Here is a 12522-nt window from a genome sequence, read left to right as displayed (position 1 = left end):
ACAGAGCGGGCCCGCCGCGAACCGGCACCAGGGCGCAGCGCCGCGCCGCCTTGACCACCGTGCCCGCGACCGCGTCGCCCGCAACAGGGGGAGGGAGATCCATGACCGTCACCAGGATCTTCGACCGTGAAGTCGGAGACAACACCGCCGTCGAAGCAGCCGACCTCGACGCTCAGGGGCCAGCGGCCGACCTCGTTCGAGTCTACCTGAACGGAATCGGCAAGACAGCGCTGCTCACCGCCGAGGAGGAAGTCGACCTCGCGAAGCGCATCGAGGCGGGCGTGTTCGCCCACCACGTCCTGGAGACGGCCAAGCGCCTGACTCCCACCCGTCGCGAAGAGCTGGGGGAGCTCGTTCGCGACGGCCGCCGTGCCAAGGACCACCTGCTCAAGGCCAACCTGCGCCTCGTCGTGTCGCTCGCGAAGCGCTACACGGGCCGCGGCATGCCGCTGCTGGACCTGATCCAGGAGGGCAACCTGGGCCTGATCCGCGCGGTGGAGAAGTTCGACTACACCAAGGGCTTCAAGTTCTCGACGTACGCGACGTGGTGGATCCGCCAGGCCATCACCCGCGGCATGGCCGACCAGGGCCGCACCATCCGCCTCCCCGTCCACCTGGTCGAGCAGGTGAACAAGCTCGCGCGGATCAAGCGCGACCTGCACCAGTCGCTGGGCCGCGAGGCCACGCACGAGGAGCTCGCCAAGGAGTCGGGCATCTCCGTGGACAAGGTCTCCGACCTGCTCGACCACGCCCGTGACCCGGTATCGCTCGACATGCCGGTCGGCACGGAGGAGGACGCTCCCCTCGGTGACTTCATCGAGGACTCGGACGCGACCGACGCCGAGAGCGCCGTCATCTCCGGCCTGCTGCAGGACGACCTGCGCCGCGTGCTCGCCACGCTGGAGCCGCGCGAGCAGGCCGTGATCCGGCTGCGTTACGGCCTCGAAGACGGTCAGCCGCGCACCCTCGACCAGATCGGCAAGCGGTTCGGCCTGTCCCGCGAGCGGGTGCGCCAGATCGAGCGCGAGGTCATGTCGAAGCTGCGCCAGGGCGAGAGGGCCGCGAAGCTGCGGGCGTACGCCTCCTGAGACCCGTTGGGCCAGGTGGTGTCACGGTCGGATCTCAGGCGACCGCGAGCATTGACTTGTGACTCAACGCACGGCACGGTCGGGCGTTACCAAGCCACGCGACGCCCGCCGAGAGCCGGGCGTCGCACACGGAGGAAGGTCGGGGCAGCCGGGGGCTGCCCCGGCCTTCCGCGTTTCGGGCGGCCGTAGCGAAGAACACGGTGGACGGGGCGTGGTACGTCCCTTTGGTGGCGGTACGGTTTTCTGATCCGAACTGCACACCGTTGGAGTTGTGTACGCCGTGCCCACCACTTTCGAGTACACCGACGTCCTCCCGCTCGCGAAGGACACCGAGACCGAGTACCGCCTCGTCACCTCCGACGGGGTGAAGCTGATCGAGGCCGGCGACCGCAGGTTCCTGGAGATCGCGCCGGAGACCCTGACGCTGCTCGCGAAGGAAGCCGTCCGCGACATCCAGCACCTGCTGCGCCCGTCGCACCTCGCCCAGCTGCGCAAGATCATCGACGACCCCGAGGCGTCCGGCAACGACCGCTTCGTCGCGATGGACCTGCTGCGCAACGCGGCCATCTCCTCCGGCGGCGTGCTGCCGATGTGCCAGGACACCGGCACGGCGATCATCATGGGCAAGCGCACGGAGACGGTCCTGACCGGCGGCGACGACGAGCAGGCACTGGCCCGCGGCGTCTACGAGGCCTATCAGGAGCTCAACCTGCGCTACTCGCAGATGGCGCCGCTGACGTTCTGGGACGAGAAGAACACCGGCACCAACCTGCCCGCGCAGATCGAGGTGTTCCACAAGCCCGGCCAGGACCCGGTGTACGAGTTCCTGTTCATGGCCAAGGGCGGCGGCAGCGCGAACAAGACGTTCCTGTACCAGGAGACGAAGGCGGTGCTGAACCCGAAGCGCCTCGCGTCGTTCCTCGACGAGAAGCTGCGCTCGCTCGGCACCGCCGCCTGCCCGCCGTACCACCTCGCGGTGGTGGTCGGTGGCCTGTCCGCGGAGCAGAACCTGAAGGTCGCGAAGCTGGCGTCGGCCCGCTACCTCGACAACCTGCCGTCGGAGGGTTCGGCGTCGGGCCACGCGTTCCGCGACCGCGACCTGGAGCAGCAGGTCCTGGAGCTGACCCGCAACTTCGGCATCGGCGCCCAGTTCGGCGGCAAGTACTTCTGCCACGACGTGCGCGTCATCCGCCTGCCCCGCCACGGCGCGTCCCTGCCGGTCGGCATCGCGGTGTCGTGCTCGGCGGACCGCCAGGCCAAGGCCCGCATCACCGCCGAGGGCGTGTTCCTGGAACAGCTCGAACGCGACCCGGCCCAGTTCCTGCCCGAGGTCGAGGGCGAGGACCTGTCCGACGAGGTCGTCCGCATCGACCTCACCCGCCCGATGGCCGAGATCCGCGAGGTCCTCACCCAGCTGCCGGTGAAGACCCGCGTGTCGCTGACCGGTCCGCTGGTCGTGGCTCGCGACATCGCACACGCCAAGATCAAGGAACGCCTCGACGCCGGCGAAGAGATGCCGCAGTACCTGAAGGACCACCCGGTCTACTACGCGGGCCCGGCCAAGACGCCGGAGGGGTACGCCTCCGGGTCGTTCGGCCCGACGACCGCCGGCCGCATGGACTCCTACGTCGAGCAGTTCCAGGCCGCGGGCGGCTCGCTGGTGATGCTCGCGAAGGGCAACCGCTCCAAGCAGGTGACGTCCGCGTGCGCCACGCACGGTGGCTTCTACCTCGGTTCGATCGGCGGCCCGGCGGCACGCCTGGCGCAGGACTGCATCCGCAAGGTCGAGGTGCTGGAGTACCCCGAGCTCGGCATGGAGGCGGTCTGGAAGATCGAGGTCGAAGACTTCCCGGCGTTCGTCGTCGTCGACGACAAGGGCAACGACTTCTTCGCCGAGACCTCCGCCCCGACCCTGCAGATCAGCTTCCGCCGCTAGCTCGCACAGCGGCTTCCAGCCGAGCTGCCGCAACACCTCAACGGCCGGGCCAACTGATATATCGGTTGACCCGGCCGTTGCTTGGCCCACCCCTTTGCAACGATTCTTTTGCGGTCGTCGTCCAAAGAGTCGTTGCAAAGGGGCAGGTAGGAGCTGGTCGAGGACGGCGGGCACGTGGGTGAGCACGGAGATGCGGCCGTCGTCGGCGAACAGGCGGAGCTCGGCGCCGGGGATGCGGCCGGTCAGCCAGCGGGCGTGTGCGACGGGGGCGATGCCGTCGCGTTCGCCGTGCAGCAGCACGGTCGGTGCGGTGATGGCCGACGGGTCGAAGCCCCACGGGGTCACGTGGGCGAGGTCGTCGTCGATGAGCGGACCAGGGCCGTTGGCGAGGGCGGGACCGACGACCTGCTCGAACCACGACCAGTCACCGCGCAGCACGGCGAGGTCGGCCTCGATGAACTCCGGATCGTACTCGGCGCCGGAGGACTCGTGCTGCTCCTTCGCCGCACGGCCCGCAGCCGCAGCACGCAGCGAGGCCGAGCCGGAGGGGATCATGCCGGCGAAGTGGTCGAGGCCCGCGGCGTCGAACGGCGCCAGGCACGCGGCGGCGACGACGGCGGTGACGCGGTCACCGAGCAGAGCGGCACGGCCAAGGCGTGCGGGCCTCCACCGGAATAGCTGACGACCGCGAACGCCGACAGGCCGAGCTCGTCGGCGATGTGCGATATGTCAGTCGCGGCCGACGCCACCGAACGACCGGGCAGCGGGGTCGACCTGCCGTAGCCGGGCCGGTCGTACGAGATCCAGCGGACGCCCGGCCGGAACAACGGCTCTGGCGGGAGGCCGAGGTTGGGCGTGCCGTGGTGCCAGAAGACCGGCACGCCCTCCCCGACGTCGTGCACGTGCAGCTCGCGGTTCCCCAGGCGAAGATCCATACATCAGTGGCCCAGCCGTCAGCCGGACTCCTCGCGGGACTCCAGCACGAGCCTGCGGTCGCCCAGCGGCGCGTCGAGGCGGACGGTCAGCGGGACCTCGCGGACCTCCTGCGTGCAGACCGTGCCCGGCGGCTGCTTGGTGATCGTCACCAGCGTCACCTGCACGACCTCGGCGGACTGCGCGGTCACCTCGGCGCGGGCCTCCTTGCAGCCACCGCCGACGCCGAAGACCTCGACGTCGCGACCGTCGCCGAACACGTACGCCTCGGTGCGGAAGGTCTCTGACAACGATGTCGAGTCGACCTTCTCCTGAGGCACCGGCGTGACGTCCGGCGGCACGACCGGCTTCTCCTGCGAGATCGACACCGGCGGCTGCACCGGGGCGGAGGGCGAGCTCGACCCCGGCGTCGACGCGCCGGGCGCGGACGTCCCGGTCGGCGCGGCACCGGCGGAGGAGCTCGAACCCGGCGCGCTCGACGTGCCACCGGACGAGCACCCGGCGACCACGACAGCGAGAGCAACGGCAGCGACGACGTTTCTCATGCGCACCATCCTTGCAAACGGAGCTGAGCGCGGGTGGTGCCCGGCCGACGGGGCAGGTGCCGGCCGGGCACCGGGGGAGGGAGGTCTACTTCTGTTCCTGCCGCGACGTCAGCACGACCGTGCGCTCACCCAGGGGCTCGTCCAGCTGCACCTTCAGCGGGGGGAAGCGGATGTCCATCGTGCACATCTGCTTGGTGAGCGGCAGCGTCTCCAGCAGCTCGATCTTCACCACCGACGCCGACTGCTCCAGCACCGACGCGCTGGCCTTGCCGCACCCGGCCTCCTGGGCCACGACGGTGACGGTCTTGCCGTCGCCCTGGGTCCACGCGGTGCGCGGGTAGTCCGACGCCAGGGCGTTGGTGTCCAGCTTCGTCACCGGTGTGCCGTCGGGCGGCACCTCACCGGGCGCGATGCCCGGCGGCACCTCCGAGGAGGACGAGGTGGCGGTCGGCAAGGTTGGACCGCCACCTGCTCCAGTGCCGGTGTTCTGCGCACTGCCACAGGCGGTCATCACCAGCAGCAGGGCGCCAGTGCCAACTACGGTTCCGATGTGCCTCATGCACCAAGGACGGAACCGCGCTCACAACGGGTTGCAGCGAGTTCGCTTCACAGTTACCGGGAAACGGCCGCGACCGCCTCGCGCAGCGCCTCCAGCCGGGCCGCCGACGCCAGGCCGCCATGGTAGAGGTGGAACTCCTCAACCCCCGCGTCCGCGTACGCCAGCCACTCCTTCGACAGCGCCGCTCCGTCGGCCGGTTTCGGCGGCAGTCCCAGCACGTACGCGGCGATCCGCGTGTCCGGGGCGGCCGCGCGCAACGCCTCGATGCCCGGCACCGCGACCTCCGGGCCCGGCCAGCACATGGTGGTGAGCACGTCGACGTCCGCGTCCAGCCCGCCGGCGACGGTCGCGAACGGCCCGGTGCCCCACGGGTCCGCCGTCACGTGCATGCCGATCCGGACGGAAGGCTCGGCGGCACGGATCTCACCGACGACGCGTTGCCGCAACGACCGCACCACACCCGTGCGCACCGCGCGGACGTCGTCCGCGAGCGCACCCAGCGCTTCCTCGACGCCGGGTGCGCCGCGGTCGACCCCGGCCCGCACCGCTGCGCGCACGGCGTCCGGGTCGGCGTACAGGGCGGTGCAGGCCGAGCAGAAGCAGAGCGACAACAGCTTCTGCTGCACCGCGTTCCAGTCGGTGCCGTCGGTCTTCTCGTGGTGCCCGCCGTGGACGAACCCCAGCGGCCCGCAGGCCTCCAGGACGACCCCGTCCGGCGCACCGAGCTCCAGCACCTCCGACACCAGCGCCGACGTGTACTCCACGACGTCGGGCTGCGCCGTGCACAGCGCGTACGGGTACCGGTCGCCGAACGCGTTCACCACGGTGACGTCCGGGTGCAGGTCGCCCAGCCGCGAGCTGTGCGTCAGCACGGTCCACGCGTACACCGGCAGCCCGGCCGCACGGACCAGGGCGGCCGCCTCGCCGAACGAGTCGGGACCGTCCACCCAGGACGGTTCCGCCGGCACGAGCCGCCCGTACTTCTCCGGACGCACGGGCAGGTAGAGCGCCGCGTGCCGCGCGTCGACCAGACGGTGCTCCGGGTGCAAGGGGGTCGCCGCCCGCACCGTGTGGTACGAGGCGGCCAGGGCGACCGCGTCGACACCGAGGTCCCGGTACCGCGCAACAGCGTCAGGATCACCGATCAGGTCCCACGGGTAGGCGTGGACAACCGACTTCACCACCGGGGGCGCTTCCTCTCGTAGCTCGGGTCGAACTTCTGCATGTACCCCGTGTCGTCACGGGCCATGATGCCGCACCGCTCGTAGTTCTCCGCCAGCCGGGCCAGCGCGTCCCGGTCGAGCGACACGCCCAGGCCCGGACCGGTGGGCACCGGCACCGCACCGTCCACGAAGGACAGCACGCCGGGTTCGACGACCTCGTCGGCCGCGTTCCACGGGTAGTGCGTGTCGCAGGCGTAGTTCAGGTTCGGCGTCGCGGCGGCCAGGTGCGTCATAGCGGCCAGCGAGATGCCCAGGTGCGAGTTCGAGTGCATCGACAGGCCGATGCCGAACGTCTGGCAGATCATGCCCAGCTGCCGCGACCGCTGCAGCCCGCCCCAGTAGTGGTGGTCGGACAGGATCACCTGCACGGCACCCTGCTCGACCGACGGCCGCAGGTGCTCGAACGCGACCACGCACATGTTGGTGGCCAACGGCATCGGCGCCTGCGCGGCCACCTCGGCCATGCCGGCGATCTGCGCGGTCGGGTCCTCCAGGTACTCCAGGACGCCGTCCAGCTCGGCCGCGACCCGCAGCGACGTCGCCGGGGACCAGGCCGCGTTCGGGTCGAGCCGCAGCGGGTGGCTGGGGAACGCCTCGCGCAGCGCGCGGATCGCCTCGACCTCCTGCTCCGGCGGGAAGACGCCGCCCTTGAGCTTGATCGACCCGAAGCCGTACTGCCCGATCATCTTCTGCGCCTGCGCCACGATGCCCGCGGGGTCGACCGCCGCGCCCCACTCGTCGGGTTCGGCACCGGGGTGCCCGTCCCACTTGTAGAACAGGTAGGCGGAGTACGGCACCGCCGGGCGGACGGCGCCGCCCAGCAGGTCGTGCACCGGGCGGCCCAGCGCCTTGCCCTGGATGTCCAGGCACGCGACCTCGAACGGCGAGAACACCCGGTCGACGGTGCTCTCCGCGGTGATCTGACCGGTCAGGCCGTGCTTGTCGAGCCCGACGGTGCCGCCGAGCACGGCGGAGACGCGCGCGTGCATCTCGTTGAGCGCGAACACGTCCAGGCCGACGAGCGAGCCGACGACGGACCGCGAGCGCTCCAGGTGCCCGAGGTCGCCGTAGGTCTCCCCCAGCCCGGAGATGCCCTCGTCGGTGTGCACCTCGACGATCGTGCGCAGCGCCCACGGCTCGTGCACACCGGCCGAGTTCAGCAGCGGCGGGTCACGGAACGCGATCGGTGTCAGAACAATCTCGGTGATCTTCACGGCGACCGTCCCCTCAGGCCAGCAGGGCCTTGCCCGCGGCGATGATCTTGTCCAGCGCGGCGAGGTGCTCGTCGGACGGGTCGACCAGCGGCGCGCGCACGCCGCCGACGTCGAGGCCGTTCGCGCGCACGGCCGCCTTCACCAGGGCGACGGCGTAGCCGGGGACCTGGTCGCGCAGCTCGACCAGCGGCTTGTAGAACTCGTGCAGGAACCGGTTGACCAGCTCGGTGTTCCCCGACTGCACGGCCTGGTAGAAGCCGAGGGAGATCTCCGGCGCGAAGCAGAACACCGCCGACGAGTACAGCTCGACGCCGATGGCCCGGTAGGCGAGCTGGGTCATCTCCGCGGTCGGCAGGCCGTTGAAGAACTGGAACGGCTTGTCGACGCCGGCGCGCACCGAGAGCACGATGCGCTGCATCTGGTCGAGGTCGCCCAGGCCGTCCTTGAGGCCGATGACGTTCGGGATCGACGCGACCTCGACGGCGGTGTCCGGCGTGAACCGCGCGTTGTTGCGCTGGTACACGATGATCGGCAGCTCCGTGGCGCCCGCGACCTCGGCCACGTACCGCACGAGGCCGGCGGCCGGGTTCGTCACGAGGTACGGCGGCAGCAGCAGGATGCCGTCGGCACCGGCGCGTTCGGCGGCCCGCACGAACTGCTTGGTGAACGCCACCGAGCCGCCGGCACCGGCGAACACCGGCACCCGCCCGCCGGTCGCCTCCACCGCGACCGCCACCGCGCGTTCGAACTCCGCCAGCTCCAACGCGTGGAACTCGCCGGTGCCGCAGGCGACGAACACCGCGCCCGGACCGGCCGACACACCGTGCTTGACGTGCTCGGCGAGCACGTCGCAGGCGATGTTTCCCTCGGTGTCGAACGGGGTCACCGGAAAGAACAGCACACCATCGAGTTGCATACCAGCACTCATCCCTTGATCGCTCCCGTGGTGATCCCACGCAGGAAGGACTTCTGCAGCGACAGGTACACGACCAGGCTCGGTACCAGCGCCAGCAACGCACCGGCCAGCACGATCCCCGTCCCGACCATGTCGTCGGAGCGGAGCGCGAGCAGTGCGACCGTGAGCGTGTAGTCGGAGGGGTCGGCGGCGACGATCAGGGGGAGCAGGTACTGCTCCCAGATCATGTTGAAGCCGAACACGGCGATGACGCCCAGCGCCGGCCTGCACAGCGGGAGGATGATCTGCGCGAAGAGCCGCAGCTCCCCCGCACCGTCCACTTTGGCCGCCTCCTCCAGCTCCGCGGGGATCTCCCTCATGAACTCCGTCATGACGAAGATGGAGAAACCCCACGCCCCCAACGGGAGGATGACGCCGAGCAGGGTGCCCCTGAGGCTCACGTGCAGCAGCGGGAGGTCGCCGATCACCAGGGACAGCGGGATCGCGATGACCTCCTCCGGCAGCATCATCGTGGCGAGGATGACCAGCAGCGCGATGGCCTGTCCGCGGAACTTCTTGCGCGCCAGCGCGTAGGCGGCGAACACGCTGACCGCGAGCTGCAGCAGCAAGGCGCCGCCGGCGATGATCAGCGAGTTGGCCAGGTAGTGCCAGATCCTGTTCTCCGCCGCGACCCGGAAGTTGATCAGCGACGGGTCGTCCGGTACCACCGACAGCTTCGTCGGGTCCGGGTTGTGGTCGAAGGCGCCCGAGAAGATGACCAGCAGCGGCCCGCAGAAGAGGACCACCGCGAGGGCGCTCAGGACGAAGCGGAGGCCCCGGCTGAACCACGCGCCGGTGTGGGTGGACCAGCCGAGGGCGCTGTCGAAACGGCTTGAGTTGACGCTGCTCATCGCGCCTCCCTCCGGCGGCGGTACCACTGCACGCTGACCGTCAAAACCAAGGTGACCAGGAACAACAGCACGGAGCCAGCGGAGGCGAGCCCGGCTTCGGACTGCTCGAACGCGGTGGTGTAGACGCGGGTCATCCAGACGTCGGTCGACCCGGCCGGTCCGCCGCCGGTCAGCACGTACACCTCGGTGAACACGCGCAGGCCGCGGATCGCCGCCAGCGTCAGCAGGATCGTGATGACGGGCCGCAATGCGGGCAGCGTCACGTTCCAGATCCGCTGGGGCGTCGAGGCACCGTCGATCGCGGCCGCCTCGTACTGCCGGCGGTCGATGCCGGCCAGACCGGCGAGGATCAGCACCATGTCGTACGGCGCGTGCTTCCAGATGCCGACGAACATCACCGACACCAGCGACGTGCCGGGGTCGTGGATGTACTCCCACGGCCCGAGCCCGACCCACGAGATGAGCTCGTTGAGGAAGCCTTCCGGTGCCGGGTAGAAGAAGAGCCGCCAGATCTCACCGATGACCGCGGTGGCCGCCACGACGGGCAGGAACACCGCGGACCGCACGAACCACAGCGTCTTGGTGTGGCCTTCCAGCAACAACGCGAGGAAGAAGCCGATCACCATCGCACCGGCCGTCTGACCGCCGGCCAGCACGAGGGTGTGCCAGCCGGCGGTCAGGAACTTCTCGTCCCGCAGGATCGTGGCGTAGTTCTCGAACCCGACGAAGATGTCACCGAGGAACGGCCGCACCTGGTACAGCGAGAGCCGGATGCCCTCTGCCATCGGGATGAACTTGAAGACCAGGAAGATCAGCGCGGCGGGGAGCAGGAACACCCAGGGGACGAAGGTGGCTCCCGTGAGGCGGCGCCGGCGGCGCCGCCTCACGGGGTGGGTCTCGACGGCACCGCCGCCACTAGCCGTCAAGCCCACGTCTTGGGTGTCGCCGGGTGACCGCACTGCCGTCACTTCGACGCCTTCTGGTTGTCGAGCTCCTTCTTGAGCGCCTCCGCGAGCGACCTCAGCTCGGACGAGGAGTCGGCGGGGCACTTCGCGAGGATGGAGTTCAGGGTCTCCGAGGTCTTCTGCCGGAACGGCGCGAAGTTCGGGACGCTCGGGAACGGCCGCGCCTCGCTGGAGTACACGCCCGCCACGGTTGCCCAGCGCGGGTCGTCGTAGGTCGCGTTGACGTCGACGTTCTTGTTGACGGGCAGGCGGACCACGGGCTGCGGGTCGCCCTTCATGCCGGCCTGCTGCGCCTCGGGCGTGATGAGGTACTCGGCGAGCTTCTCCTGGTCGGCGGTCTTCGCGGAGCCGGCCATCCGGTAGATGTTCTCGCCCTCACCGAGCACGGTGGCACCGGCCGGGCCGCGCGGGGACGCGATGACCTCGTACCTGTCCTTGCCGACCGACTTGTCGAAGCGGCCGATCATGTAGGGGCCGGTGAGGTAGATGCCGCTCTTGCCGGCCTCGAACAGCGGGTGCGCGTCGTTGGTGCCCAGCGTCAGCGAGCCGGGCTGCACGACCTTGTCCTCGCAGAAGAGCTTGCGCAGCCGTTCGACGGCCTTGACCGACTCCGGGGAGTCGATGCCGACGCGGAACTTGCCGTCGCCCTGCTCCTCCAGGATGTCGCCGCCGCCCTGCCAGATGTAGCTCGACGCCCACCAGGCGAGGTAGCCGCGGTCGGTGGTGCCGGGGACGAGCATGCCGTAGGTGTCGTTCTGCCCGTTGCCGTCGGGGTCGTCGCGGGTGAAGGCCCTCGCGAGGTCGTCGAGCTCCTCCCACGTCGTGGGGATCGGCTTGCCGAGCTTCTCGCGCCAGTCCTTGCGGATCAGCGTGACCATCGCCTGGGTGGAGTAGGGGATGGCGTAGAACTTGCCGTCCGCGCCCTTGGCGTTGTTCCACGCGCGGTCGACGACGTCGGAGCCACCCCCGACGTCTCCGCGGTTCACCTCGGTCGTCCAGCCCTGCTTGACGAAGTTGCCGAGCGAGCCGGTGTCGGTGATGACGACGTCGGGGAGGTCTTTCGACGCGGCGCGCTGCTGCACCTGCTTGTCGAAGTCGTTGAAGATCGGCTTGTAGTCGACCTGCACACCGGTCTTCTCGGTGAAGGACTTGAAGATCTTCTCGTAGACCTTCGCCGTCGCCTCGGTCGAGCGGGTCCACACCTCGAGGGGCTTGTCCGGGTCCTTGGCCGACGAGGCCGTGCTGCCGCTGCCACACCCCGCGAGCAGGGCGGCCACGCTGAGCGTGGCGACGGTGGTGGCTGTTCTACGGCGCATCGTCAGGCCCTTCGAGTTCAGGTATGTGAACCTGGGTCGTACTTGTGAACCTGGTGCAGGACTGTAAGAATCAGGACAGCAACGTGTCAAGGGCAAGTTGCTTTCCTGTTTCGAGGAGGCCAAGTGGCGTCGCCGATCGACAAGGGCACGGCTCGTCCGGGTGCGGTGAAGTCCGCCGACCGCACGGTGGAGCTGCTCGAGGTGCTGTCCGCGTCAGACCGCAGGCTGACGCTCACGGAGCTGCACCGCGAGCTCAGCTACCCCAAGTCCAGCCTCTACATGCTGCTGCAGACGCTCGTCGCGCGCGGCTGGGTGGAGGTCGACTCGGACAGGGGCACCTACGGCATCGGCGTTCGCGCGCTGCTCGTCGGTACGTCCTACCTGGACCACGACCCCGTCGTGCGGGCGGCCATCCGGGTGATGGAGCAGGTGCGCCAGGAGATCAACGAGACCGTGCACCTCGCCCGTTTGGACGGTGCCGACGTCGTCTACCTGGCGAGCCGCGAGTCCGAGCACCACCTGCGCGTCGTCTCGCGCGTCGGCCGCCGGCTGCCCGCGCACTCCACGTCGCTGGGCAAGGCCGTGCTGTCCACGCGGACGCCGGAGGAGGTCGACCTGATCCTTCCCGACGGGCTGGCGCCGCTGACGCCGAACACGGTGACCGACCGGGCGGCCCTGCACGAGCAGCTCGCCGGGTTCCGCAACGCCGGGTACGCCCACGAGCGCGAGGAGAACACGCCGGGGCTCGGGTGCTTCGCCGTCGCCCTGCCCTACCGCAACCCCGTGCTGGACGCGATGAGCTGCTCGGTCCCGCTGGGCCGGCTGACCCCGGAACACGAGCGGCAGGTCATCGCCGCCCTGCTGGACGCCGCCAGGACGATCACCGAGCTCCTCCGCCAGTTCGGCCGCTGAACCCGAGCTCCACCAGACACACGCA

At 69.9% G+C, this 12522-nt stretch carries 12 protein-coding genes; 3 read left to right on the top strand and 9 right to left on the bottom strand.

All coding sequences use genetic code 11. From position 1 onward, the window contains the following. The first annotated feature begins 101 nt into the window (after positions 1-101). Positions 102-1088, top strand: a complete 987-nt coding sequence (locus ACZ7CF_RS39620; protein WP_360398341.1) for a sigma-70 family RNA polymerase sigma factor — start codon at positions 102-104, stop codon at positions 1086-1088. A gap of 271 nt (positions 1089-1359) precedes the next feature. Continuing rightward, a complete protein-coding gene (locus ACZ7CF_RS39615; protein ID WP_458433682.1) occupies positions 1360-3024 on the top strand; it encodes a fumarate hydratase in 1665 nt (554 codons plus the stop codon). A 551-nt stretch (positions 3025-3575) separates the two neighbouring features. Here ACZ7CF_RS39615 and ACZ7CF_RS39610 read toward each other — a convergent pair. The 9 genes from ACZ7CF_RS39610 to ACZ7CF_RS39570 all read right to left on the bottom strand — a co-directional run bounded on the left by ACZ7CF_RS39610 (position 3576) and on the right by ACZ7CF_RS39570 (position 11585). Next, positions 3576-3959 carry an alpha/beta fold hydrolase gene (locus ACZ7CF_RS39610; protein WP_470372254.1) on the bottom strand — a complete coding sequence of 128 codons (384 nt, stop codon included), beginning with the start codon at positions 3957-3959 and terminating at the stop codon, positions 3576-3578. Positions 3960-3977: 18 nt separating this feature from the next. Further along, a complete protein-coding gene (locus ACZ7CF_RS39605; protein ID WP_470372253.1) occupies positions 3978-4502 on the bottom strand; it encodes a hypothetical protein in 525 nt (174 codons plus the stop codon). 85 nt (positions 4503-4587) lie between these two features. Next, positions 4588-4956 (bottom strand): hypothetical protein, encoded by a 369-nt coding sequence (locus ACZ7CF_RS39600; RefSeq protein ID WP_360398349.1) that lies wholly within the window; start codon positions 4954-4956, stop codon positions 4588-4590. Between the two features lie 158 nt (positions 4957-5114). Continuing rightward, positions 5115-6242, bottom strand: a complete 1128-nt coding sequence (locus tag ACZ7CF_RS39595; RefSeq protein WP_470372252.1) for a hypothetical protein — start codon at positions 6240-6242, stop codon at positions 5115-5117. After that, on the bottom strand, positions 6239-7498 hold the full coding sequence (locus ACZ7CF_RS39590) for a glucarate dehydratase family protein (protein ID WP_470372251.1): 1260 nt from the start codon (positions 7496-7498) through the stop codon (positions 6239-6241). The genes ACZ7CF_RS39595 and ACZ7CF_RS39590 overlap by 4 nt, the downstream gene beginning before the upstream one ends. A 13-nt stretch (positions 7499-7511) precedes the next feature. Continuing rightward, positions 7512-8414: a 5-dehydro-4-deoxyglucarate dehydratase gene (locus ACZ7CF_RS39585; RefSeq protein WP_470372250.1), complete on the bottom strand. Its 903-nt coding sequence runs from the start codon at positions 8412-8414 to the stop codon at positions 7512-7514. An 8-nt stretch (positions 8415-8422) separates the two neighbouring features. Next, entirely contained in the window at positions 8423-9304 is an 882-nt protein-coding gene (locus ACZ7CF_RS39580; protein WP_360398356.1) for a carbohydrate ABC transporter permease, read from the bottom strand. Further along, the gene (locus ACZ7CF_RS39575) at positions 9301-10140 is read right to left on the bottom strand and encodes a carbohydrate ABC transporter permease (RefSeq protein ID WP_470372249.1); all 840 of its coding nucleotides are present in this window, start codon (positions 10138-10140) and stop codon (positions 9301-9303) included. The genes ACZ7CF_RS39580 and ACZ7CF_RS39575 overlap by 4 nt, the downstream gene beginning before the upstream one ends. A 128-nt stretch (positions 10141-10268) precedes the next feature. Beyond that, entirely contained in the window at positions 10269-11585 is a 1317-nt protein-coding gene (locus ACZ7CF_RS39570) for an ABC transporter substrate-binding protein (RefSeq protein WP_470372248.1), read from the bottom strand. 123 nt (positions 11586-11708) lie between these two features. Here ACZ7CF_RS39570 and ACZ7CF_RS39565 point away from each other — a divergent pair, with 123 nt between their 5' ends. Then, entirely contained in the window at positions 11709-12497 is a 789-nt protein-coding gene (locus ACZ7CF_RS39565) for an IclR family transcriptional regulator (RefSeq protein WP_360398362.1), read from the top strand. The last annotated feature ends 25 nt before the right edge of the window (positions 12498-12522 follow it).

Source organism: Lentzea sp. NPDC036955 (assembly GCF_055608005.1).
The sequence above is the reverse complement of the archived record's forward strand: the minus strand, read 5'-3'. Positions and strand labels throughout refer to the sequence as shown.